Source organism: Rossellomorea arthrocnemi, assembly GCF_904424705.1.
GTDB lineage: Bacteria > Bacillota > Bacilli > Bacillales > Bacillaceae_B > Rossellomorea > Rossellomorea arthrocnemi.
This window is the reverse complement of record NZ_CAJGBF010000083.1, coordinates 1-242: the sequence shown is the minus strand read 5'-3', so window position 1 is coordinate 242 and position 242 is coordinate 1. Positions and strand designations below refer to the sequence as shown.

1 rRNA gene is annotated in these 242 nt (G+C 51.2%); it reads left to right on the top strand.

The annotated features are described in order from the left end of the window. Positions 1-242: ribosomal RNA gene (locus BAA9072_RS24060) — 23S ribosomal RNA — on the top strand; the annotation flags it as partial.

The following is a 242-nucleotide window of genomic DNA, read 5'->3' as shown; positions in this document are numbered from 1 at the left end:
CCATCTCCCAAGGCTAAATACTCCCTAGTGACCGATAGTGAACCAGTACCGTGAGGGAAAGGTGAAAAGCACCCCGGAAGGGGAGTGAAATAGAACCTGAAACCGTGTGCCTACAAGTAGTCAGAGCCCGTTAACGGGTGATGGCGTGCCTTTTGTAGAATGAACCGGCGAGTTACGATCCCATGCAAGGTTAAGTTGATAAGACGGAGCCGCAGCGAAAGCGAGTCTGAATAGGGCGAATT